A 23704-nucleotide genomic window follows, 5' to 3' on the forward strand; every position below is an offset into this window, starting at 1 on the left:
CGATTTGATCATCAAATGCCCAGACAGGGGGGTTTACCGAAACAATTCCCCGCTAGTCAGATCAGTAATGTGGCCAAATCTCGATTCTTATACGGAATGCACACACACAATCACATACCTTCCGTAACTCATGTGCAGTGATTAAACTCACACAAATGACGACGCATCTAGCTCGTTACCTCACACCGATGGAGGACAGCTCTCGGTGGGACGGGTTCCAATTCCGGCCTGGCGACATCGTCATCAATTCCCCGGCTAAGTGCGGCACCACCTGGACCCAGATGATCTGCGCGCTCCTGGTCTTCCAGACGCCTCAGCTGCCCGCGCCGCTGTCGAGCCTCTCACCGTGGATCGACATGCTCGTACGTCCGAAGCAGGAGGTCTGGGACCACCTGTCCGCGCAGCGGCACCGCCGTTTCATCAAGACCCACATCCCGCTCGACGGCATCCCGGCCGATCCGCAGGTCACCTACATCACGGTGGGCCGGGATCCGCGCGATGTCGCCATCTCCCTGCGCAGCCACGGCAAGAACCTCAAGCGTGAGGTGATCCGCCGGCTGATCCACCAGGCCGCCCAGCCCGGTAACGGGGCGGCCGAGGCCCCGGTCGACGGTCATGACGAGAGGGACCTCCTCGACGAACGGACGTACTTGTTACGTTGGGTGGACAACGACGACCCGCCGTACGCCAACCTCGACTCGCTGCGCGCGCTGATCTGGACGCAGAGCCGCGCATGGGTCCGCCGCTCGGAGCCGAACGTCATCCTGCTCCATTACGCCGAGCTCTCCGAGGACCTCCCCGGCCAGATGCGACGGCTCGCCGGACGGCTCGGCATCGAGATCGACGAGAGCAGGTGGCCGGAGTTGGTCGAGGCGGCAACGTTCCAACAGATGCGAAATCGCGCGGACGAACTCGCACCCGATGAGCAACTGGGCTACATCCGCGATCGCGAACGCTTTTTCCGCAGCGGTAAGTCGGGCCAATGGCAGCAGTTCCTCACCGTTGAGGATCGAGCGCACTACGACCGCCGGATAGCCGAGTTCGCGGAGCCAGACCTGCTCGAATGGCTCCATCACGAGCCCGGCTGACCGTGACTGCGGTGTTTCGATGACGCACCAGAGAATTCCAGAAATACAGCCAGAAGTGCCCGGGCTGGTGACGGTCGAGCGCGTCCCCTCGTTGGACGACATCGCCGGGCGTGCGTGGGATGACGTCGCCGACCCGCGGGACCTGTTCCAGAGCCGCGCGTGGCTGCGGGCTCTGGAGCAATCCGGTGAAGCGCCCGTCACCTACCTGATCGCCCGACAACCCGGGCACCCTCGAATCCTCGGCGCCCTTCCCCTCTATGACTCGCTCCCCAGTCGTGGTGACTTCCTGTACTGGCCGGAGCTCCACTTCCAGGACCTCCTGCACGCCGCGGGTCCGCCCGGCGGCCGGCTGGGACTGCTGGCCGGTTCCCGTGCGGGATTCAGCACGCGGCTCATCGTGAACCGCACCCTGCCGACCACGACCAGGACGGCGGTCCTGCACGCGCTTCGGGACGCCGCCTGCGCCGTGGCGGTCGAGCGCGGGCTCCCGTACACCTTCTTCCTGTTCCTCGACGCCTCCTCATGGAGAGATCTCGCGCCGGTCGTCGGCGACGGAGATCACCACCGGCTGGCGAGCGTCGCGCAGACCGAGCTGGAGCTCCCCGGTGGGGGCTTCGAGGATTACCTCGCGACGCTGCCACGGAACACCCGCACCAGCGTCCGCAGGGAGGTGGGGCTCTTCGCCAGGACCTGTGCGACCGAGACCGTCCCTCTCCGCGAGGCCATCGCGACCGTCGCGCCGATGATCGTGAACGTGCGGGCCAAGCACGGGATGGCGTACGGCGTGGACGCGGTCACGCGCCGCCTCGCGCAGTACTCGGCCGCGCTGGGAGACGCCGCGGCGACGGCCGTGCTGTGCCGGGTGCGGGGCCGGGTCGTCGGCGCCGGAGTCCTGTGCCGCTGGCATGACCGGCTGTACGTGACGGACTTCGGGCGCCTCGACGACGACGCGGCGGACCCGTTCGTGTACTTCAACGCCGCGATCTACGAACCCGTCAGGCACGCCTACGCGATGGGGCTGTCGAGCGTCGTCACCGGCGCCGGGGCGGAGCTGGGCAAGGCCAGGCGTGGTTCGGCCGTGCTCCCGCTGACGCACCTGGCGTGGGCGGCGGCCGGGGATCGCCCGGCCCGCCGGATCGACACCGCGCCGGCGGAGCAGCGCAGGAAGCACTGGAGCGAGCTACGCGGCGCGCACCCCCGGTACTTCCACTCGGCGTGGGATGAGCTGTTATGACCCGATCCGAGGGAGGCTAGCGTGAGCCGAGGGGACGAGCTGATCAGTCCTGTCCGTGACCCGGCCGGCACCGCCGCGCCGGGGCTTCTCGGACGGGTGCCACGCGACCCGGGCAGGGTCGCCCTGGTCCACGAGGGCCGTGACATCACCTTCGGCGACGTCGCCGCGCTCAGCGAGGACGTCGGCGACGCCGTGCGGGCTCACCGCCTGGAGGGCCGCGTGGTGGGCGTGCCGGCGGAGCGGAGCCCGGAGTTCGTCGCGCGGATCGTGGGGGTCTGGCGCGCGGGCGCCGTCCCGGCGATCCTCGGGGACTGGGGTCCTGAGCGGGTGCGCGGAGCGTTGACGGCCACCGGCGCCGCGGCGACCTTCGGGCCCGCCCTGACTGATCTGGAGCCGCTGGACACCGGCCGGCAGCTCCATGGCGAGGACATGGGAGACGTCAGTCATGTCCTCTTCACGTCCGGCACGACGGGCAGGCCCAAGGGGATCGTCGTCGGACGGGCGGCCTTCGAGGCGGCCAGCGTGGCGTTCTTCAAGGAACTGCCCATGGACGAATCCGATCGGATCGCCTTTCTCAGCAGGCCCGGCCACGACCCGAGCCTGCGGGAGCTGATCGCGCCCTGGCTCACCGGCGCGACGCTGTTCATTCCCGACGGCCGCACGGCCTCGGATCCCCGGCTGACGGCGGCCTGGCTCGCGAAGCATTCCATCACCGTGCTCCAGGGCTCGCCGGTCCTCCTCCAGCTCATGGCCGGCTCGTCGGGGCTTCCCGTCGAGAGCCTGCGGCTGGTCTGCTCGGTGGGGGCACGGCTCACGGCGGCGGCGCTGCGGTCGACGGCCCGGTTCGCCCCGCGTGCCACCATCGCCAACTGCTACGGCGCGTCGGAGACCCCGCAGGTCGTGTGCATGCACCAGGTGCCGCCCGGTGAGGGGGTCGCGAGCGAGGACCCGGTTCCCATCGGACGCGCGCTCGGCCACGCCTCTGTCAAGATCGACAGTGCGGGCCGGCTGCACGTGGAAGCCGCCGCCTGCGCGCTCGGCTACACCGACGGAACCCCGCTGCCGGCTCCCGGCCACGACGGCCGGCGCTGGTACGACACCGGCGACATCGTCCGCCGGCTGCCGGACGGCTCGATGTGCTTCCTCCGGCGGGCGGACCGGCAGGTCCAGGTCAACGGCACGCGGGTGGAGCTGGACGAGATCGAGGGCGCGGCCGCCCGGGTCGCCGGCGTCGTCGACGCGGTGGCGACGTTCGTCGAGGACGGCAACGGGGTCGGATCCGTGCGCCTGACCGTCGTACGCGGCCCCACGGCGGCGGTCGACGGCGACGAGGTTCGTGCGGTGCTCAGCGACTGCCTGGACCCCGCGGTCATGCCTTCGAGCATCGAGGTGCGCGACTCGCCTGGCGGGCAGGGTACGGACCGGGCGGCGACGCTGTGGGAGGTGCTGCACGAGAGCGCGCAATCCGCTCTCGGCCGAGGCGGAGAACAGATCGACCCTGACGGCGGGTTCTTCGAGGCCGGTTTCACCTCGATGTCTCTCATGCGTTTCGTGGCGGAGGTCTCCGTTCGTCTCGGAACGGAGATCTCTCCCGTGCTCGTCTTCCAATATCCCACCCTGAACACCTTTGCCGATCACCTGCGGGAGAACCTGAAAGAAGGACGACATGGGTGACCTCGTCGAGCCGATCGCGATCATCGGGATGGCCGGTCGGTTCCCGGCCGCGGTCGACACCCGGCAGCTCTGGAGCAACCTCGTGGCCGGGGAGGAGGCCGTGCGCTTCCCGTCCGCGGACGAGCTCCGGTCGAGCGGCGTGTCACGCGAAGCGCTGGACGACCCGGCCTACGTACGGGCGGTGGCGGAGCCCGAGGGCATCGACCTGTTCGACGCCGAGTTCTTCCGCCTGACCCGGCGCGAGGCCGAGACGTGCGACCCGCAGCTGCGGCTGTACCTGGAGACCTCGCACGCCGCCGTCGAGAACGCCGGCTACGACGCTTCGAGGCTCGGCAGAGCGGGCGTGTTCTCGTCGGTCGCCGCGAACCGCTACGGGATCGGCCGCGTCCTCGGCAGCCTGGAGGCGCTGCGGAGTGCCACCGGCATGGCGGCCGGCATGTGGAACAACCCCGACAGCGCCTCGACGCTGGTCTCGTACAAGCTGAACCTGCACGGCCCCAGCATGACCGTGCAGAGCGCGTGTTCGAGCTCGCTCGTGGCCGTGCATCTAGCCGTGAACGCGCTTCGGCTCCACGAGTGCGACGTCGCCCTGGCCGGCGGCGCCGACGTCGAGTTCCCCGTCGGTCACGGGTACTGGTGGGCCCAGGACGGCCCGCTGAGCCGGGACGGCCACTGCCGCCCCTTCGACGCGGCGGCCGGCGGCACGATCTTCGGCAGCGGCGTCGGCGTCGTGGTGCTCAAGCGGCTCGCCGACGCCCTGGCCGACGGCGATCGGATCTCCGCGGTGATCCGCGCCGTGGCCGTCAACAACGACGGCGCGAACAAGGTCGGCTTCACCGCGCCCAGCGCCGATCGGCAGGCGGAGGTCGTGCTGAGGGCCATGGAGGTCGCCGGCGTGGGTCCCGGGGACATCGGGTACGTCGAGGCGCACGCCACCGCGACCCGGCTGGGTGACGCCATCGAGATCGCGGCGCTGCGGAAGGCGTTCGGTGCCCGGGCGACGTCGGGGCAGTGCCCCATCGGATCGATCAAGGGGAACGTGGGCCACCTGGGTCACGCGGCGGGGATCACCTCGCTGATCAAGGCCGCGCTGTCGCTGGCCCACGAGCAGATCCCCGCGAGCATCAACCTCGAGGAGGTGAACCCGCTCCTCGGGCTCGGGGACTCACCGTTCTTCGTCAACGACACGCTGCGGCCCTGGCCTCGATCGGCCGGCCGCCGCCTGGCGGGGGTCAGCTCGTTCGGGATCGGCGGCACGAACGCGCACGCGATCCTCGAAGAGGCGCCGCCCCGCGCGGTCGCCCCGGCTCCGGGACCCATGCAGCTGATCGTGTGGTCAGGACGGACGCCGTCCGCGGCCGAGGCCTACCCGGAGCGGCTCGCCCGTTCCTTCGAGGAGAGCGCGGACCCGCTCTCCGATGTCTCGTTCACGCTGCAGAAGGGACGCACGCCGCACCCGGTCCGAGGCGCCGTGGTGGTCGAGAACCTGTCCGACGCGGCCACCGCCGTGCTCGACCGCGCGAGGCGGATCGTCACGCCGGAGGAGCCGGCGGACCGGAGCACGGTGTTCCTGTTCCCGGGAGAAGGGGCGCAGCACGCCCGCATGGCGGCGGAGCTCTATCGCACCGAACCGGCGTTCGGCGCGGCACTCGACGAGTGCTTCGAGCTCTTCGAGGCCCACGGGCCGGCGCAGCGGCAGATCTGGGAGGAGGCGTCGGAAGGGCTGGAGGACACCACCTTGCTCTTCAGCGTCGAGTACGCGCTGGGGCGGCTGTGGCTGGCGCTGGGCGTCGAGCCCGACGTGCTGCTCGGCCACGGCATCGGGGAGTTCGCGGCCGCCGCGCTCGCCGAGGTGTTCACCCTCCAAGAGGCGGTGCGGCTGGTGAGCGCCCGGGCCCGGGCGATGGGCGAGGCGCCCCAGGGCGCGATGGTGGCGGTCGCGGCCGACCCGGCCATGACGGGCGCCGCCGAGCGGTTCCGATCGGCCTTCGACGGCATCCGGCCACGCAGCCCACGTTGGCAGGTCTGCTCCGCGTCCGCGGGCGGCCTGGTGGAGGCGGCACAGCTGCGCAGCGTGGACTTCTGGGTCCGGCAGCTCACCCGGCCCGTCCTGGTCAAGCAGGCGCTCGATGCCGTGTTGTCCGGCGGTGACCGGGTGCTGGTGGAGGTGGGCCCCGGGCGGACGCTCACGACCCTCGTACGGTCACATCCTCAGGTGCGCGCCAAGCGGCACCTGGCGGTGCCGACGCTCCCGAACGGGCCGACGAAGGGCGCCACCGAGCGCGCCTCGTTCCTTCACGCGCTGGCCCGGATGTGGACCCTTGGCGCGGACGTGAACTGGTCGGCGCTGAGTGCCACGGGCCCTCGGGAACGCGTGCCTCTGCCGGGCTACCCGTACCAGCGCGAGCGGCACTGGATCGAGCAGGCGTCGCCGGGCGGTTCGCCCGCTCAGGAGGCGCGGGAGCCGGCGGGCCGCGCGGTGTACCGGCTGCCCACGTGGGTGGAGGCCGCACCGGGCGGGCACCGCGACACCCCTGCCCGGGACCGGCCGCTGGTGTTCCTGCCCGACGATCCGCGACGAGCCGGCGAGCTGGCCGCCCTGCTCGGCAAGGCCGGGTGGGACGCGTTACGGGTGCGGCACGGCTCCTCGTATTCGGAGGCGGCGGACGAGTTCGTGATCCGCCCCCGGCACCCGGCGGACGTCGTCCGGCTGCTGGACGAGCTGAGAGAGTCGCGGCGATACCCGGACCTCATCGTCGACGCGACGCAGCTCGGAGACCCGGCCGAACCTGACCTGGGCAACATCGACGACCAGCTCGACGCCGGTTTCCACCGGATCGTCGAGCTGCTGCAGGAGGCGGCCCGGCGGGCGCCCGACAAGCGCGCCCGCGACGTCCTGGTCGTCACCGAGCTGTCCGCGGACGTGACGGGCGGCGAGACCGTGCATCCGGTGCGGGCCATGCTGCTCGGGCTCCTGCGGAGCTACATGCTCGAGAACCCGCGTGCCAGGTGCAAGCTCGTCGACGTCCAGGGCGGCGCGATCGACGATCGGCTGCTCGGGGAGCTGCGCGGCCCCGAGCGATCGGAGATCGTCGCCCTGCGGGGGGATCGGCGTTGGGTCCCCGGCGAGCGGGAGCTCGTCCCCGGCGGGGTGGGCCCTGCCGACCTGCGGCGCGGGGGTGCCTACGTCATCACCGGCGGGCTAGGCGGCCTCGGCCTGGCCGTGGCGCGCGGCCTGGCGGACACCGGCCTGCGACCGCGGTTGCTGCTGCTGGGCCGCCATGCGACAGGCGGGCACGACGCCGAGCTCGCCGAGATCCGGGCGCTCGGAGCCGAGTGCCGCGTCGAGGCCTGCGACGTGACCGACGTGAAGGCGCTGCGGCGCGCGATCGACCGGGCGTCGGACTCCTTCGGGGGCGTCAACGGGGTGTTCCACCTGGCCGGCGTGGCGGGAGGGGGCATGCTCCAGTTCCGGACGCGGGAGCAGGTGTCGGCGACGCTCGCGCCGAAGGTCCACGGTACGTTGGCCCTGGTCGAGGTGCTGCGAGGCCGGACGGACCTCGACTTCTTCGTGGCCTTCTCCAGCCGCGCGGCGCTCAGGGGCCTGGTCGGCAGCGCCGACTACGCCGCGGCGAACGCCTTCCTCGACGCGCTGGTGCGCCGCCAGCCCCTGGCCGGCTGCGCCTCGATGACCATCAACTGGCCGTCCTGGGCCGAGGTCGGCATGGCCGCCCGCCAGGGGCGGCAGCCGCAGGCCGGGCGCTCCGGACCGGGGGCGGAGGTGCGCCGGTGGTCGACCCCGCTGTCGGCCGAGGACTATCCGATCCTGGACGAGCACCGGATGAACGGCGTGCCGGTGCTGCCGGGCACGGCCCAGGTCGACTTCGTCCTGCGCGCCTTCCGCGAGGCGGTCGATCACCCGGACGGGCGGCCCGCGCAGCTGCGCCACATGGTCTTCCGGCAGCCGATCACCACCCCGGAGCCCGTGTCGCTCGAGGTCGGCTTCGAACCGCATGAGGACCTCTGGCGATTCACCGTCCGCTCCGCGCCGCTCTCGCCGTCCCCCGGCTCATCCGGCGACTACCGCGTCCACACGACGGGTGAGATCCGGCTGGCGGACGCAGGTGCGGGCACGGTGGACCTGGACGGGCTGCGCGCGTCGCTGCCCGAGCGGCGGGTGCCCGCGAACGATCCTGACAACCGGCTGTTCACCATCGGTCCGCGGTGGCCGGGAGAGGAGATCTGGATCTCCGGGGAGGACGCCGGAACGAAGCTCGCCGTACTCACCTTTCCCGAGGCGTTCGACCATGAGCTCGACGAGCACGCCCTGCACCCCACCCTGCTGGACGCGGCGGTGTCCCTGGCGCGGGATCCTGACCACGAGCCTCCGCACGCGCCCTTCGCGTACCAGTCGATCGTGGTGCACCGGCCGATACCGGGGCTCGCGTACAGCCACATCCGCCGGCGCCCGAGCGGTTCGGACACGATCGTGGCCGACATCGACGTGCTGACGGCCGGCGGTGACGTCGCCGTCGAAGTCAGGGGCTTCACCATGCGCCGCGTCGACGAGTCCATGGTCGCCCCCGAGACCTACCGTGAGGAGCGGGACTCGGGGATCACGCCCGCGGCCGGGGTCGGCATGTTGCTGCGCATCCTGGGCGGGCCCGGCCACAGACAGGTGGCGATCACCTTGGCGGGCGAGGACGCGGTGCTGAAGAACCCCGAGGTCACACCGGACGACGATGCGGAAGAGGACGCATCGCCCGATCGCATCACGGATGAAACGCCGTCGGACGGGGCGTCGCTGGAGGCCCGGCTGACGGAGATGTGGTGCGCCGAATTCGGTGTGGAGTCGGTCCGCCCCGACGAGGACTTCTTCGAGCTGGGCGGCGACTCCTTCGCCGCCGTGGGGCTGGTGGAGGAGATCCGCAGGGGTTTCGACGTGGACGTCGGCATCGCCGTGATCTTCGACCACCCGACGGTGGCCGAACTGTCCGCCGAGCTGCGAAGGCTGCTCAGCCGCGAACCTTCCTGACCCATTCGCGAAGGGTCTCGGCAGGCAGTTCCTCGACGACCTGGTGACCGCCGTCGATCAGGTGGACCGAGAGCCACTCCGTCGTGTACTGGCTCCAGTCGTCGAGGCACTCGGTGTCCCAGGAGCTGGCATCGTCTCTGGCGCCGACCGCGACGATCGGCGCGTTGAGCACCGGGCGCGGGTCCGACTCCAGATAGCGGTTGAGGAGGCGGTACTCGGACCGCCAGAGACGTGCGTACTCGGGGAGGGCCACCGTGTCCAGGATGTGCGGCGGCGCCTCGATCTCCTCGGCCAGCGCCCGGTCCGGCAGCTCCGCCAGAGGCGAGACGGGCGTGCGATGCGGCGGGTACTGGCACATGACGACGATGCCGCGAAGCTGCCGCTCCAGGTGCCTGGCCGCCTCCAGGCAGACCAGAGCACCCATGCTGTGCCCCACGAGCACGACCTCCGTGGCGCCGGAGTCCGCGACGAGGGACGCGAGCGCCGCGCCGCGCACGTCGACGGAGGGCACGTTCATCGGCTCGCTCCAGCCGGCCCGGCGGATGACAGGTTCCCGGCCCGGTTCGTTCCACCGGTCCACGAACTTCGTCCGGCCCCCCAGACCGGGAACGAAGATGACGACCTGGTCGCCATCGAGTGACGGGCTGACGACGTAACTCGCAGATTCCTGACCACTCATGTAATTCGCTCCTAATTAACCCCTGACAATACTGGATCATTTAAATGGATCTATGGCAAAGTGTGATAGGTGTCCACGCTGCTTGCCGCCGCCGTGATCATCCTGATTGCTTCAACGGTGCACGCCGTGACCGGATTCGGGTACGCCCTCGTCGCCACCCCGCTGCTGGCCCTCGCGGTCGACCCCCATACAGCGGTGGTCTCCACCACGATGTCCGCCCTGGCCATGACCATCACGATCGCCGTGCGCCAGCGTCACCACGCCGAGTGGAAGGTGGCCATGATCGCCATGGCCGGCATCGTGCTCGGCCTGCCGATCGGCCTCTGGGTGTACGGAGTGACGTCCGAGCGGCTGCTCACGGCGCTGATCGGGGTCGGGGTCTTAGGCTGCACGGTGATGGTGTGGCGGCGCGTGAAGGTGCCCGGAAATGTCCCCGTATTGGTGGGAGTCGGTCTCGTGTCCGGCGCGCTTTCGACGTCCACCGGCACCAATGGGCCGCCGATGGTCGCCGCCTTCCAGGGCATGGGCTATGAGCCCGCCAAGTTCCGCGCCACCCTCTCGGCGGTGTTCGCCGGCACCAGCGTGTTCAGCCTGATCGGGTTCGCCGTGGCCGGCCAGGTGAACACCCAGTCGCTCTGGATCGGGCTGGTGGGCCTGCCCGTCGTGCAGCTGGGGTGGTTCGCCGGCAACGCGATCTTCAGCCGGATCGATCCGGATCGTTTCCGCAAGGTGGTGCTGGCCGCTCTCCTCGTCAGCGCGGCCGTGACCCTCGCCAGCGCGCTCAACGGCTGACGCCGGCGAGCGAAACGCGCACTCGGGGACAATAGTGACGGAAGTCTTACGGGCCTCCGCCTTTCCGCGCAGCCAGGAGCCGCGGGTGCTCGAATCGTCCATGTGACCCATGAACGACATTCAGTGGAGAGCGGCCCGCCCATCGCGCGACGGGTGATGCTCTCGATGCTCGGCGCGGGCGCCGCCGGCCTCGCCGCCGCGCCACTCGTGCGGAGCGGCTGGGAACGGCTCCTCGGGGCGGCCTCCCAGAACGACCCCACCGGGCTCAGCGGGCTGCTGCCCAACCCGGGCGGCTTCCGGTACTACAGCGTCGCGGCCTCGGTACCCAGGAAGACCGCGGCCGACTACCGGCTGGAGATCGGCGGCCTGGTCGAGCGGCCGGGGACGTACACGCTGGACGGGCTGCGCGCCCTGCCCCAGACCCGGGTCGTCGGCGAGGCACGGTGCACCGACGGCTGGCGGGTGCCGGACGTCCCCTTCTCCGGGGTGCTGCTCTCGCACCTCCTCGACGCGGCGGGGGTGCGTCCCGAGGGCAAGGCGGTCCGCTTCACCTGCTTCGACGGCGTCTACAGCGAAAGCCTCACGCTCGAACAGGCCCGCCGGGCCGACGTGCTGGTGGCCCTGGACATGCTGGACGCGCCGGTCACGCACGCCCACGGCGGCCCGGTGCGGCTCTACGTCGCCCCGATGTACTTCTACAAGTCCGCCAAATGGCTGTCCGGCATCTCCGTCACCGACCAGGTCATCCCGGGCTACTGGGAGGAGTACGGCTATGACGTCGACGGCTGGCTCGACCCGGCGGCCTGAGGGCTCGCGGCGGCGGTTCAGCCGGGGCGAGCGGCTGGTTCACCGCGCGACCGCCGGGCTCATGCTGCTGTGCGCGGGGACGGCGGCCTGCCTGTACTTCCCGCCGCTGGCCCAGCTGGTCGGCCGTCGCCACCTGATGGTCGTCGTGCACGAGTGGTCGGGGCTGCTGCTGCCCGTGCCCGTCCTGCTCGGTCTCGCCTCGCGGGCGTTCCGGGCCGACCTGCGCAGGCTCAACCGGCTGGCGCCGTACGACAGGGAGTGGCTGCGCGCGGCACGCGGGCGGATCCCGGGCCCGCGCCCGGCCGGCAAGTTCAACGCCGGGCAGAAGGTCTACGCCGGGTGGATCGCCGGGGCCGTGCCGGTCATGACGTTCACCGGCCTGCTGATGTGGTTCACCGGCCTGCTGCCGGGGATCCCTCGCGCAAGCGCGATCTTCGTGCACGACCTGACGGCGGTGGCGATCGCCGCCGTCGTGATCGGGCACATCCGGCTGGCGTACCGGGACCCGGAGGCGCGGCGCGGGATGCGTACGGGCTGGGTGACGACCGCGTGGGCCAGGAAGCACCATCCCCGCTGGCTCGACGACGGGACGGACGGCCAGTCACCGGCTTGAGCGGTGATGGCGATTGCACGGCGAGACGTCACCTGTCAAACTGGTGATGTGAAGCATGTCTTTCTGTGCGGCAACCCCGCGCTCGACCTGGCCTGCACGCTCCGGGCGCGCCGCACCACGCGCTTCGAGACGCTGGACGCCCCGGACCGGCTCGACGCCTGGTATCTGGAGTCCGGCATCGTCGACGCCGTCTCCCCCTGCCAGGAGGCGGACCTCGTCCAGGCGGTGGCGGTGCGGGAGGCCGTCTACGCGCTGGTCACCGCCCGGCTGGCCGACGACGGATATGACGACGAGGCGCTCGCCCTGGTGAACGAGACGGCGCGCAAGCCGCCGGCGACACCCCAGCTCACCGCCGAGGGGCGGTGGGTCGAGGCGACGCCGGCGCAGGCACTGTCCACCGTGGCGCGGCACGCGATCGAGCTCCTCAGCGGCCCGGAGGTGCCGCTGATGAAGGAGTGCGCCAACCCCGAGTGCACCAAGGTCTTCATCGACCGCTCGCGGGGCGGGCGGCGGGAGTGGTGCGGCATGGAGTCCTGCGGCAACAAGATCAAGGCGGCGGCCTACCGGGCCCGCAAGAAGGAGACGGCCGGGGCCCGCTGACCCCGGCCGGCGGCGATCAGGCGGGGTAGTCCTTGGGGTTGATCTGCGAGGTCTGCGCCTTGCCGCCCTTGACCGGGTGGAGGGTGATGGTCCAGATGCTGTACGAGGTGGCGGTGGTGACGAACTTCAGCCGCTGGTTGAAGCGCTGGTAGGCGGCCCCCACGGCGAACCTGCGCTTGCTGGTGCTGAAGCGGGAGCCGGTGGTGAAGTAGATCCGGTATGAGCCGTCCCTGACGTCCTTGATGCTCGCGGAGGACTTCGCTCGGACGTAGATGCTGATCGCCTTGGTCCTGCCCTTGACGAGGGTGACGACGCCGTCCCTCGGCGTGCCGTTCTTGATCTTGAGGACGCCGCGGCCGCCGCTGAGGCCGTCGTAGATGATCCTGCCGTTGCCCGGGCGGGCCGCGGCGGCGTTCTGCGGGGCCAGGGCGACAGACTCCGTGCCGGTCACGGCGGTGGCGCCGGCCGGGGAGGCGGTCAGCAGGCCGGCGGTCAGCGCGACGGCGACGGCACCGGCCCGCAGGGCGGCTCCTTCAAGAGGTTTCTTCACGACGAACATCTCCTTGGGCGCATGGTCACAGCCAGGGACAAACATAGAAGAAACCGGGCGGATCGCGTACCTGTTATGTCACAGGAGCACTCTTCACGAAGTCGCGGAGGTCGCCGGACAGCTCCCGCAGGCTCGCCTCCACGCTGTACATCATGTGTCCCCCGGCGTAGGCGGCCGTCCGGACGCGTTCGCGGGGCCAGGCCGACTGGCGTACGGCGTGCCGGGCGGCGCCGATCGTCGTCGTGAGGTCGAACAGGCCGGTGCAGATGAGCAGCCGCATCGCCGGCGCCCGCTTCATCGCCCGGGCGATGGAGTCCATGTAGGGCCAGTCCCCGAAGGGGGACGTCGCGCCCCACCGCCAGACGTCCGCCGGGGCGCGGCCTTCGGCGTCGACGGGCGGCTCCATGCCCCGGTAGTCGCCGGGCCGGCCGGCTTCGAGGAAGTCCTTCAGGTGGGTCGCGATGGCGGGTTCGAGCGCGTCCACGATCGCCGAGACGCCGGTGGGATTCACCGGTCCGCCGACGTGCGCGCTGAACGACCCCTCGCCGGCCGGCTCGGGCACGGCCGGTGGTCCCGCGTACCGGCCGTCGTACATGTAGAGGACGAGCCCTTCCGCGGCCAGGAGTTCGGCCCGGAAGTCGTGCTTGGACAGGCGCAGGTTCCGCTCCGCCCAGCGGCTCGCCGGGATCCCGGTGAGCGACGCCAGCCGCTCCGCCAGGCGCTCCCGCTCCCCGGCGGGCAGGTCGTCGCCCCGGAAGAGCCCGGACAGGTATTCCGTGTCGGCGAACTGCGAGGACTCCGTGATCACGTCGTCGAGGGTGCGGCCGGCGCGGTCGATCTTGCCGTGGTACCAGGCGATCGCCGTGAGGGTGGGCAGCGAGACCGCGTAGCTGAGGATGTTGGCCGGCCGCCAGCAGGTTTCGATGATGTTGGTCGCCTGGCTCACCAGGACGACGCCCTCGACGCGGACCGGCTCGGCGAGCGCGGTCAGCAGTTCCGCGACCACCGCGACCCTGATGGATCCGTAGCTCTCGCCCACCAGGTACACCGGGGAGGCCGACCGGTCGTGGTCGCGCAGCCAGCCCTCGATCCACGTCGCCATCTGGCGCGCGTCCGCGTCGACGCCGTAGTGCGTCGCCGGGTCGACGCCCTCGCCCACCCTGCTGAAACCGGTGCCGGCCGGGTCGAAGAAGACGAGGTCGGCCACGTCCAGCAGGCAGTACTCGTTGTCGACGATCGGGAAGCCCGACGGGTCGGCGGCGAGGTCGTCCGGGTAGGCGATCCTGCGCGGCCCGAGCCCGCCCATGTGCAGTGGTGTGGCCGCGACGATCGGCCCACCGTTGCAGGCGAAGATCACCGGGCGGTCCGCGGGGTCGCCCTGCCCGGCGGCCACGTACTGGGTCGACACCACGTACGCGCCCGGCTCGCCGCCCTCTTGCGGGACGACGGCCTCCCGGACGGTGGCGGCGTAGCGCAGCCGGCGGCCGTTGAACACGCCTTCATGAAACGTCGTCACTGGCTCACGCACGGGGGTTCCTCTCCAGTCGGTGCTTTCACGACCGCGCGAAGGTCGGCGGCCAGGCGTTCGCGCGACTCGCGCCCGAGATAGGGCATGTGGCCGGACTCGTAGGTGCGTACGCTGACCCGTTCCGGGTCGATGGGGGCCTGCGAGAGCGCGTAGTTCGTCTCCCCCAGGGTCGTGACCAGGTCGTACATCCCCACGCACAGCAGGACGCGCAGGTCCCGGTTGCGGCGCAGGGCCACGGCGAGGTCGGCCGCGTAGTTGCCCGCGGGCAGGCGCGCGCCGTCGCCGTAGTCCCAGCGGAAGTTGACCCGGGCGAACTCGATGGTCCGGTAGTCGTCGTCCCGCTCGACGCCGAACTCCTCGCGCAGGTAGCCGTCGATGGCGCCGGCGAAGGAGGGGACGTACTGGCCCATCGCGGGATCGTCGGCCACCGGGTCACCGCCGGCCCCGGCCAGGGGCAGGCGGTAGCGGCTGTCGTACAGGCCCACCTGCTCGCCCTGGTCGCGCAGCAGCAGGCTCGCGAACCGTTGCGGGGTGAGGCGCAGATCATGCTCGGCGATCACGCCGGGCGCGAGCCCGATGAGCTCGTGCAGCCGGGCCGCCACGGCCTCGCGGCGCCGCCGGTCGAGCCGGGACCCGGCGAACAGGGCCGTGAGATAGTCCTCCTCGGCGAACCGGGTGGCGGCCTCGACGTGTTCCCGCACGTCGGCCGGCCGGCCGGGCAGCCGGTCGTGGTACCAGGCGGTGGCGGCCAGCGAGGGCAGCGTGGTCACGTGGGCGAGGTCCGCCCCGTTGCCGAACTGCAGGCCCGGCCCCATCAGGATCACGCCGTTGAGCGCCAGCGACTCCAGGCGGCCGGTGGTGGTGGGCCCGCCCGCGCTCAGCTTCGCGACGGTGGCCGCCCGGATCGCGCCGTAGCTCTCGCCGAGCAGGAACTTCGGGGAGTTCTCCCGCCCGTACCGCCGGGACCACTGGGTGATGAACCGCATCGTGGCGATCGCGTCGGGGACGACTCCGTAGAAGTCGGCCTGCCGCTCCTCGTCCAGCACCCGGCTGAACCCGGTCCCGGGCGGATCGATGAACACCAGGTCCGCGCAGTCCAGGACGCAGTCCGGATTGTCGACGAGCCCGAAGGGCGGGGCCATCCGGGGCCGCAGCAGGTCGGCGTCCGCGACGCGCCGGGGGCCGATCCCGAGGTGCAGCCAGACCGAGGACGACCCCGGCCCGCCGTTGAAGGCGAAGATCACGGGCCGTTCCGACGCGCCGGGCACGGTGTAGCTCGCGCAGACGTAGCGCGCCCCCGGTTCGCCCGACAGATCGGGTACGACGATCTCGTCCACCCGCGCTTCGTACTTGACGTCGAGGCCGCCGAACACGGCCTCACGATGGATGCCGGGCATGGTCACCGGGTGACTCCTTTCACCGGCGGCGCGGCCGTGAACGGGGCGATGGACAGCTCGCGGTGGATGTCCGCGGGGAAGTAGAGGTCGCCGCCCTTCACGGTCATGCGGATGCGGCGGATCGCGGAGATGTCCCTGGTCGGGTCGCCGTCCACCAGGATCAGGTCGGCGCGCTTGCCCCGGGCGACGCTGCCGCTCAGATGCTCGCGGCCCAGGTGGCGGGCGCAGTCGAGGGTGGCGATCCGGAGCACCTCGGCGGCGGGGATGCCGGCCGCGGCGTACAGCTCCAGCTCGCGGTGGACGGTGAAGCCGGAAGGGTCGTCCGTGCCCGGCCACAGCGGGACGCCGTGCGCGTGCAGCAGCGCCATGGTCTCCAGGAGCTTGGGGAAGGCCTCGTCGTAGCCGTCGTCCGGGTTGGGGACGTAGGTGCGCTTGCGGTAGCGCTGGTAGCCGACCGGCATGTGGTCCAGGTACGGCCGGTCGCCCTCCTGGATCCGCCCGGCCCGGGAGAGCATCAGGCGTTCGAGGATGACGGTCGTGGTGTCGAGGCCGATCCCCCGCTCCAGCATGAGGTCGAGGGTGTGGCGGACGCGGGGCGAGGCGAGGTCGAGATCCTTCGCGCGGGTCAGCGCGGTGAGCCGCAGCGGTGTCCTGGTGTCCTCTTCGGGGTCCAGGAGCCAGCCGAGGAGGAGCTGGTTGATGTGGGTGATCTCGTCGTAGCCCGCCTCGATCATCCCGTCGGGGGTGGCGAAGGCCGGGATGTGGCCGGTGACGCGCAGGCCCAGCCGGTGCGCCTCGGCGGCGAGCGGGGCCACCCAGGCCGGGTCGACGGAGTTGTAGATCTTGATCTGATGGTAGCCGCGCTCGGCGTACCAGCGGACGGTGGCGAGCGCGTGGTCGAGGTCGTCGGGGATGACGCCGATGCGGGCGGAGTGCGGGCTGCGTCCTTCGATGAACCCGGAGGGGACGATGGACGGCCCCGGCAACTCGCCCGAGTCGATCCTGGGGATCAGGCCGAGCAGCATGGCGTTGTCGTTGCCCATGTCACGGGTGGTGGTGACGCCCGCGGCCAGGTAGAACAGGCCACTGGCGGCGGTGTTGTGGGCGTGCATGTCGTGCAGCCCGGCCAGCAGGGTGCCGCCCTGGCCGTCGATCTCCACCCCGTCGCCCGGGGCGTCGGGCCCGACGGAGGTGATCACGCCGCGGAAGAACACCACCGAGCACGGCTCGGTGAGCCGGAGGGTCCCGGGGTCGAAGACCCGCACGTCACGGATGCGGACCGGCCCGTCGCAGACATGCCGGACGCTCTCGCCGACCCGGGCCACGTGCTCCGCCGACAGGACGGTGTCCAGAATCGCGAGCTCCGCGGCGGCCGGCAGGTGGTCCTCGCGCACCATCAGGGACCCGCCGAGCCGGGCGACCAGCCGCCGCTCGTGGTCCAGCAGCACGAACTCCGGCAGCAGGCCGACGCCCCTGAGCACGTAGGCGTCCAGGTCGCTCCCGGACAGGGTCACGCGCCGCAGGAATTCGGCGGTGACGCGGCCGCCCGGCAGCGCGTCCAGCGCGCCTCCGTGATCGAGGACGGCGCGGGCGTAGATGCCCGAGGCGTAGGGGCTGGAGTCGTTGGCGAGGTACAGCCGGCGCTCTCCGCCGGGTGCCCGGCCGCGATCGGCCTGGCTCTCCCAGACGCCGTCGCGGAGCCGTTCGCGTACGGCGCCGCCCATCAGCGAGGTGCCGTCGATCTCCCACGCGGCCGGGATGCCGTGCGCGTCCAGGGTGACGCGCTCGCGCAGCTTGGCGCCGCGGCCGTTGTCGTCCATGGCGGAGTCGATCAGCAGGTCGCCGCCCGAGCGCTCCACGGTGACGCGGCCGGTGACCTCGCCGCCCGAGACGACGGCGAAACGCTCAGTCATCCTTGCCGCGCCAGGCCACGCAGGTGATCTCGATGTTGGCGCCGGCGGGCATGTCGCCCACCACCACGGCGGCCCTGGCCGGGGGCTCATGGCCGAAGTAACCGCTGTAGACGTCGTTGAGCAGCGGCCAGTGCTCGATGTCGCGCAGGTAGCAGGTCGTGCTGACCACGTCCTGAAGGCGGAAGCCGGCCTGGGTGATCGTGGATTCGAGGTTCTTCATCGTCTGCCGGATCTCGGCCTCGATGCCGCCCTCGACGATCCGGGTCGTTCCCGGGACGAACCCGCCGGTCCCGGCCACGTAGCAGGTGTCGCCGGCGACGACCGCCGACGAGTACGGGCCGAGCGCGGACCCGGTGTTGACGACCTTCTTCGGCATCGACTCTCCCATCAAGTGTGACCTCTCGGCGAGATTTTCAACACACGGTAGAGGATTTCCAACAACAGTCAAGAGTTATCCGAGGCCGAGCTGCCGTTACCCGACAGAAACTTGTGGCTATTGTAGAGAACTAAAACAGGTCGTATAGTTCCCGTCACCTCGGTGAAGGGAAGCCACCTATGCAATCGGTTACTCGGCGCCGCGCCGGAGCCGCGCTCACGCTCACGGGGGGCCTCGTCCTCCTGACCGCGTGCGCCTCCGGCGCCTCCGGCGGCCCGGCCGGCCGCAACGCTCCGACGGAGCGGAAGATCGCCTCGTTCACGTACGCGATCTCGCAGATGCCCACGTCGTTGAGCGGTATCACCACCAAGACCAACACGCAGATGATCACCTCACTGGTCGCGGAGCCGCTCGAGCGGATCGGCTTCGACCAGGGCCAGATCAGGATCACGCCGGGGCTGGCCGTCTCGGCCGCCGAGCCCGACAAGAGCACGGTGGTCTACCGACTCCGGGACGGCGTCACCTTCTCCGACGGCAAGCCGCTGACGCCGGAGGACGTCGTCTGGAGCATCGACGCCGCCGCCGCGCCCACCGCCGAGACCGCGGGCAACATGCAGGGCTTCAAGAGCGCGGAGGTCACCGGCCCCCGCGAGGTCACGGTGACGTGGAAGTACCCGACCGCCTTCCTGCGCAACGCCCTCGGCGGCCTCCCGATCCAGCAGGCCGCGTTCGCCAAGGCGCACCCCAAGGACCTCGGCACCTCGGCCGCGCTCCCGATCGGCACCGGCCCCTACGCCTTCAAGGCGCAGACCTCGCAGGACATCACGCTCGCCCGCAACCCGGGCTACTGGGGCACGCCGCCCAAGCCCGACTCGGTCAAGTTCACCGTGATCAGCGACAACTCGGCCGCCCAGCTCGCCATGCGCTCAGGATCGCTTCAGGGCGTGCAGGTCAACGACCTCAAGACCACCGCGCAGTGGAAGGGCAGCGGGGCCTCGCTGCACATGGGGGACGACTTCAACTCCGACCTCCTGTCGATGGACACCGGCAAGCCGCCCTTCGACGACCTGCACGTCCGCAAGGCGGTCGCGCACTCCATCGACCGCAAGGGCGTGCTGGCCGCCGCCTTCGGCGAGCACGCCGCACTGCTGAAGACGATCGTGCCCACCGGCGAGCTGGCCGGCGTCGCCCAGGAGGCCGAGGCGGAGGCGTTCCTCGGCCGGCTCCCGGCGTACGAGTTCGACCTGGCCAAGGCCAAGGCGGAGCTGGCGCAGTCCGCGCACGCCGGCGGGTTCGAGGTCACCGTCCCCTATCTCAACACCTCCGCGTGGGAGCGGCTGCTGCTGCTCAACCTGCAGCAGAACATGAAGCAGCTGGGCGTCACCGTCACCCCCAAGCCGGTGCCCCCCGGCCAGTGGTTCCAGACGTTCTTCAGCCACCAGACCACCGGCATCCAGGTGATCACCGGATTCGGCAGCACCCTGCCCGACCCCTCCGGGCTGATGTTCGGCTTCGTGGGCAAGGCCAACATGAAGCCCAACTTCCCCAACTCGGCGAACTTCACCACCCCGGTCGTCGAGAAGAACTTCCCGCTCATCGCCCCCGAGACCGCCGGGAAGTACTCCAAGGAGGAGCGCTGGGCGGCGACCAAGGCGATCATTACGGAGATCGCCGAGCAGGTCCCGTACGTGCCGCTCTACACCCAGCAGCAGGTGTACGCGCTGGCCGGCGGGCTCACGTTCACCAGGACCCCGACGCTCTTCGACAAGCAGAGCGGCGCCTGGATCGACCTGCTGCGTTCGAGCAAATGACGATCCTCCTCTTCCTCGCCAAGCGGCTGGGCGCCATGCTCCTGCTGTTGCTGGTGCTCAGCTTCCTGGTCTTCGGCCTGCTGGCGGCCAGCCCCGGCTCGCCGGTCCAGACCCTGCTCGGCAGCCGGCCGCCGACACCGGAGGTGCTGGCGGCGCTGCAGGCCAAGTACCACCTCGACGAGCCGTTCCTGCTCCAGTACTGGTCCTGGCTCGGTGACGCGCTCCGGCTGGACTTCAGGCAGTCGATCTCCATCCAGACCGACCAGGACGTCCTGCTGCTGATGGGTGACCGGGCGGCGATCACGCTCCAGCTCGCGTTCTACGCCGTGGTGCTGGTCGTTGGCTTCGGCATCCCCCTCGGCATGGCGGCGGGCATGCGGCGCGGCCGTCCCACCGACCGGGCCGTGTCGTTCCTGGCCACCCTCGCCATCAGCGCGCCGCCGGTCGTGCTGTCGATCGCGCTGCTGTACGTGTTCGGCGTCGCCCTCGGCTGGTTCCCCGTCTACGGGATCGGCGAGGGCTTCAGCGAGCGCGTCGCCCACCTGACGCTGCCCGCGCTGGCGCTGGCCGGATTCCTGTCCGCCGTCGTCATCCGGCAGACCCGCGCCGCCACCCTCACCGTCATGCAGCAGGACTACATCACCTTCGCCCGCATCCGCGGGCTCAGCCCCGCCCGGGTGCTGATCCGCTATGCCCTGCGCAACTCCGCCCTGCCCGTCGTGACCAGCACGGGGATGCTGGTCATCGCCGCGGTGTCCGCCGGGGTGTTCGTGGAGCAGGTCTTCTCCCTGCCCGGGATCGGCACCCTGCTGCTGCAGGCGGTGGTCAACAAGGACATCCCCGTGGTCCAGGGCCTCGCCGTGCTCCTGGGGGCGCTGGTGGTGCTGGTCAACCTGGTCGTCGACCTGCTGGGCCTGGCGCTCGACCCGCGCACCCGTACGATCGCGAAAGCAGGTGCCTGATGGCGGTGATCGCCCTTTCCGCCTCCGCGCGAAGCGTGGCCAGGGCGCCCCTCATGGTGCGCCTGGCCGCGGGCTTCCTCCTGCTGGTCGCCGTGCTCGCCGCGGCCGGGCCGTGGCTGACGCCCTACGACCCCGGCGCCCAGGACCTGATGCTGAACGTGTCGGGCTCCGGCGGCGCGCACTGGCTCGGCACCGACCAGCTCGGCAGGGACGTGCTGTCCCAGGTCATCGCGGGCACGCGCAGCGCGCTGGCCGGGCCGCTCTGCGTCGCGCTCGGCACCGTCGTGGTCGGCGCGGCCCTGGGCGTGCTGGCCGGATACCGGGGCGGCTGGATCGACTCGCTGCTCAACCGGCTGGCCGATCTGATGTACGCGCTGCCCGGGCTCCTGGTGATCATCGTGCTGGTCGGCGTCGTGGGCGGCGGCTACTGGTTCGCCGTCCTCGTCCTGGCCGTGCTGTCGCTGCCCGGCGAGATCCGGCTGTGCCGCAGCGCCACGCTCGCCCAGGCACGCCTGCCGTACGTGGACGCGGCCCGCACCCTGGGCCTGCCCGCCGGGCGGATCATGGCCAGGCACCTCCTCCCCAACATCATGCCCACCGTGATCGCGACCTTCCTGCTGGACTTCGTCGGCGCGCTGATCAGCCTGTCCGGCCTGTCCTACCTCGGCCTGGGCGCGCCGCCCGGCAACCCGGACTGGGGCGCCCTGCTGCAGAGCGGCCAGAACCTGCTCGCCGACAACCCCTGGATCTCCCTGGCGCCCGGCGCCATGATCGCCTTCACCGCCACCAGCTTCACCCTCCTGGGCGACTGGATCTACGACCGCTACTCCATGGACGGTGACCGGCCGTGACCCCTCTTCTCACCGTCAGCGGCCTGCGCGTGCACGCCGGTCCCAGAACCCTGGTCAGGGAGGTCGACTTCACCCTCGACGCCGGCCGGACGCTGGGCATCGTGGGCGAGTCGGGCAGCGGCAAGACGATGACCGCCCGCGCGGTCATGGCCGCCCTCCCCCCGGGGGTCGGCGCGTCCGGCGACATCACCTTCGACGGCGTCCCGCTCATCGGCAGGAAGGAACGCGAGCTGCGGCCGCTGCGCGGCACCCGCATCAGCATGGTCATGCAGGACCCGTTCACCGCGCTGAACCCGCTGCAGACCATCGGCGAGCACCTGCGCGAGTCGCTCCCGCGCCAGGTGCGCCGCGACCGCGGCACCGCCCGCGCCGAGATCGTCCGCCGCCTGGCCGAGGTCGGGCTCGACGCCGCCGAGGTCGCCCGCAAGTACCCCTTCCAGCTGTCCGGGGGCATGCGCCAGCGCGTCGCCATCGCCGCCGCGCTCGCGGGGGACCCGGACCTGCTGGTCGCCGACGAGCCCACCACCGCCCTCGACGCCACCACCCAGGCCGACATCCTGCGCCTGCTGCACAAGCTCCAGCGCGACCGGGACATGGCGCTCATCCTCATCACGCACGACCTGCGCGTGGCCTTCTCCGTCTGCGACCGGATCCTGGTCATGTACGCCGGGTCGGTCCTGGAGAACGCCCCCGCGAGCGAGCTGGCGCGCACGCCCGAGCACCCCTACTCCCTCGGCCTGCTGCTCGCCGAGCCGCCGGTGACGCACCTGGTCGAGACGCTCACCGCTATCCCCGGCAGCGTCCCGCGCGCCGACGACCTGGCCGACCGGTGCGCCTTCGCCGCGCGCTGCGACTGGAGCACGCCCGACTGCGCCGCGTCCCGGCCGCCGCTCGCGCCCGTCGGCGACGACCGCTCGTCCGCCTGCCTCCGCCTGGACGAGATCCGCGCCGACCTGCGGCTGCGCCGTCAGGAGGCCACGCAGCCCGCCGCGGTGCCCCGGCCGCGGACCGGCGCGCCCATCCTGACCGTGTCCGGGCTGAGCATGACCTACCGCACCACGTCCATGGTCTCGCGGGCGGCGACGAAGCAGGCCGTACGGGAGGTGTCCTTCGAAATCGCCGAGGGCGAGTCGCTCGGGCTCGTGGGCGAGACCGGCTCAGGCAAGACCACCATCGCGCGCTGCGTCCTCGGGCTGCAGACCGCCACCGCCGGCACGATCCGCCTCGGCGAGCTGGACGTCACCGACCACCGGCGGCTCACCGCGAAGCAGCGGCGGCAGGCCGGCCGCCTGGTCCAGGTGGTGTTCCAGGACCCGTACGCCTCGCTCAACCCCGCGCTGTCCATCGGCGCGGCGCTCACGGAGGCGCTCGCCGTCGGCGGCACCGGTCAGCGGGTCGGCGACCTGCTCGACCTGGTGGGCCTGCCCGCCGCCTACGCCGCCCGCAAGCCGAGCGCGCTGTCCGGCGGCGAGCGCCAGCGCGTCGCCATCGCCAGGGCCATCGCGGTCCGGCCCCGCCTGCTGATCTGCGACGAGCCCGTGGCCGCGCTCGACGTGTCCGTCCAGGCGCAGGTGCTGGAGCTGCTGCGCGAGGTACGCCGGGAGCACGGCACCAGCATGCTCTTCATCACCCACGACCTGGCGGTGGTGCGGCAGATGACCGATCGGGCCATCGTGCTGCGGCACGGAGAGATCGCCGAGAGCGGGGACACGGGCACGATCCTGGACTCCCCCCGGCACCCGTACACGATCAGCCTGGTCGAGTCCGTGCCCCGGCACGAGTGAACACTTCGAC

General features: G+C 71.3%; 18 protein-coding genes. 12 read left to right on the forward strand and 6 right to left on the reverse strand.

What is annotated here, in order from left to right; translation table 11 throughout:
* Positions 1 to 155 precede the first annotated feature (155 nt).
* From ACWDRB_RS26575 to ACWDRB_RS26590, 4 genes are read left to right on the forward strand one after another with little or no spacing between them, the layout of a single operon-like run.
* On the forward strand, positions 156 to 1088 hold the full coding sequence (locus ACWDRB_RS26575) for a sulfotransferase domain-containing protein (protein WP_449897884.1): 933 nt from the start codon (positions 156 to 158) through the stop codon (positions 1086 to 1088).
* A 19-nt stretch (positions 1089 to 1107) separates the two neighbouring features.
* A complete protein-coding gene (locus ACWDRB_RS26580; protein ID WP_449897886.1) occupies positions 1108 to 2322 on the forward strand; it encodes a peptidogalycan biosysnthesis protein in 1215 nt (404 codons plus the stop codon).
* A 21-nt stretch (positions 2323 to 2343) separates the two neighbouring features.
* Positions 2344 to 3996, forward strand: a complete 1653-nt coding sequence (locus tag ACWDRB_RS26585) for a non-ribosomal peptide synthetase (protein WP_449897888.1) — start codon at positions 2344 to 2346, stop codon at positions 3994 to 3996.
* Positions 3989 to 9031 carry a type I polyketide synthase gene (locus ACWDRB_RS26590; RefSeq protein ID WP_449897890.1) on the forward strand — a complete coding sequence of 1681 codons (5043 nt, stop codon included), beginning with the start codon at positions 3989 to 3991 and terminating at the stop codon, positions 9029 to 9031. The genes ACWDRB_RS26585 and ACWDRB_RS26590 overlap by 8 nt, the downstream gene beginning before the upstream one ends.
* On the opposite strand, the gene ACWDRB_RS26595 is transcribed toward ACWDRB_RS26590, so the two are convergent.
* Complete coding sequence (locus ACWDRB_RS26595) at positions 9012 to 9710, reverse strand: thioesterase II family protein (RefSeq protein ID WP_449897892.1); 699 nt, start codon at positions 9708 to 9710, stop codon at positions 9012 to 9014. The two genes, ACWDRB_RS26590 and ACWDRB_RS26595, sit on opposite strands and share 20 nt — an antisense overlap.
* Before the next feature lie 69 nt (positions 9711 to 9779).
* On the opposite strand from ACWDRB_RS26595, the gene ACWDRB_RS26600 reads away from it, so the two are divergent.
* The 4 genes from ACWDRB_RS26600 to ACWDRB_RS26615 all read left to right on the forward strand — a co-directional run bounded on the left by ACWDRB_RS26600 (position 9780) and on the right by ACWDRB_RS26615 (position 12522).
* Complete coding sequence (locus tag ACWDRB_RS26600) at positions 9780 to 10502, forward strand: sulfite exporter TauE/SafE family protein (protein WP_350727512.1); 723 nt, start codon at positions 9780 to 9782, stop codon at positions 10500 to 10502.
* A gap of 156 nt (positions 10503 to 10658) precedes the next feature.
* Complete coding sequence (locus ACWDRB_RS26605) at positions 10659 to 11309, forward strand: molybdopterin-dependent oxidoreductase (protein WP_350727617.1); 651 nt, start codon at positions 10659 to 10661, stop codon at positions 11307 to 11309.
* Positions 11275 to 11922, forward strand: a complete 648-nt coding sequence (locus ACWDRB_RS26610; RefSeq protein ID WP_449897894.1) for a cytochrome b/b6 domain-containing protein — start codon at positions 11275 to 11277, stop codon at positions 11920 to 11922. Before ACWDRB_RS26605 ends, ACWDRB_RS26610 begins: the two co-directional genes overlap by 35 nt.
* 48 nt (positions 11923 to 11970) lie before the next feature.
* Entirely contained in the window at positions 11971 to 12522 is a 552-nt protein-coding gene (locus ACWDRB_RS26615) for a CGNR zinc finger domain-containing protein (protein ID WP_350727510.1), read from the forward strand.
* A 16-nt stretch (positions 12523 to 12538) separates the two neighbouring features.
* Here the strand turns inward: ACWDRB_RS26615 and ACWDRB_RS26620 are convergent, their stop codons facing one another.
* From ACWDRB_RS26620 to ACWDRB_RS26640, 5 genes are all read right to left on the reverse strand, one after another.
* Positions 12539 to 13072 carry a hypothetical protein gene (locus tag ACWDRB_RS26620; RefSeq protein ID WP_449897895.1) on the reverse strand — a complete coding sequence of 178 codons (534 nt, stop codon included), beginning with the start codon at positions 13070 to 13072 and terminating at the stop codon, positions 12539 to 12541.
* Between the two features lie 73 nt (positions 13073 to 13145).
* Positions 13146 to 14600, reverse strand: a complete 1455-nt coding sequence (locus tag ACWDRB_RS26625) for a S10 family peptidase (RefSeq protein ID WP_449897897.1) — start codon at positions 14598 to 14600, stop codon at positions 13146 to 13148.
* Positions 14585 to 15997, reverse strand: coding sequence for a S10 family peptidase (locus ACWDRB_RS26630; RefSeq protein ID WP_449898376.1), 1413 nt, complete (start codon positions 15995 to 15997; stop codon positions 14585 to 14587). The genes ACWDRB_RS26625 and ACWDRB_RS26630 overlap by 16 nt, the downstream gene beginning before the upstream one ends.
* A 2-nt stretch (positions 15998 to 15999) precedes the next feature.
* The gene (locus ACWDRB_RS26635) at positions 16000 to 17910 is read right to left on the reverse strand and encodes an amidohydrolase family protein (protein WP_449897899.1); all 1911 of its coding nucleotides are present in this window, start codon (positions 17908 to 17910) and stop codon (positions 16000 to 16002) included.
* Positions 17903 to 18286, reverse strand: coding sequence for a RidA family protein (locus tag ACWDRB_RS26640; RefSeq protein ID WP_363971181.1), 384 nt, complete (start codon positions 18284 to 18286; stop codon positions 17903 to 17905). Before ACWDRB_RS26640 ends, ACWDRB_RS26635 begins: the two co-directional genes overlap by 8 nt.
* 179 nt (positions 18287 to 18465) lie before the next feature.
* Here ACWDRB_RS26640 and ACWDRB_RS26645 point away from each other — a divergent pair, with 179 nt between their 5' ends.
* Genes ACWDRB_RS26645 through ACWDRB_RS26660 form a run of 4 tightly spaced genes read left to right on the forward strand, consistent with a single transcriptional unit; the run spans position 18466 to position 23694 of the window.
* The gene (locus tag ACWDRB_RS26645; protein ID WP_449897902.1) at positions 18466 to 20097 is read left to right on the forward strand and encodes an ABC transporter substrate-binding protein; all 1632 of its coding nucleotides are present in this window, start codon (positions 18466 to 18468) and stop codon (positions 20095 to 20097) included.
* Complete coding sequence (locus ACWDRB_RS26650; RefSeq protein WP_449897905.1) at positions 20094 to 21059, forward strand: ABC transporter permease; 966 nt, start codon at positions 20094 to 20096, stop codon at positions 21057 to 21059. Before ACWDRB_RS26645 ends, ACWDRB_RS26650 begins: the two co-directional genes overlap by 4 nt.
* A complete protein-coding gene (locus ACWDRB_RS26655) occupies positions 21059 to 21910 on the forward strand; it encodes an ABC transporter permease (RefSeq protein WP_449897907.1) in 852 nt (283 codons plus the stop codon). Before ACWDRB_RS26650 ends, ACWDRB_RS26655 begins: the two co-directional genes overlap by 1 nt.
* A complete protein-coding gene (locus ACWDRB_RS26660; protein ID WP_449897909.1) occupies positions 21907 to 23694 on the forward strand; it encodes a dipeptide ABC transporter ATP-binding protein in 1788 nt (595 codons plus the stop codon). Before ACWDRB_RS26655 ends, ACWDRB_RS26660 begins: the two co-directional genes overlap by 4 nt.
* The last annotated feature ends 10 nt before the right edge of the window (positions 23695 to 23704 follow it).

Source organism: Nonomuraea sp. NPDC003707, assembly GCF_053587055.1.